1 protein-coding gene is annotated in these 254 nt (G+C 59.1%); it reads right to left on the reverse strand.

What is annotated here, in order from left to right; genetic code table 11:
* Positions 1-64 precede the first annotated feature (64 nt).
* On the reverse strand, positions 65-254 hold a 190-nt coding region (locus SB679_RS25305; RefSeq protein WP_410705092.1), incomplete at its 5' end, for a hypothetical protein.

Consider the following 254-nt stretch of genomic DNA (forward strand, 5'->3'; position numbering starts at 1 on the left):
CTGTGCCGGCTGGAAGTCTCGGGCACAGACACTGTCTTTTTTAGTTTGGTGCTTAGCCTGGTGCTTAGCTTGGTGGAGTGCTGGAACCGGAGGACGGCAGGTTTTGCAGGTCCTCTTGGCCCACGCACTTTCCGGTGGCCTTGATCTTGGACGCCGCAGCAGCCAAGTCCGCGAGGGCCGTGGCTGAGCTGATCTTGTTGGGGTCCATCAATATCTCGGTGGCAGGGTTGCGCCCAAATGTCGTCAGGGTGTAG

It is taken from the genome of Chryseobacterium sp. SIMBA_029, from assembly GCF_046535275.1.
GTDB lineage: Bacteria > Bacteroidota > Bacteroidia > Flavobacteriales > Weeksellaceae > Chryseobacterium.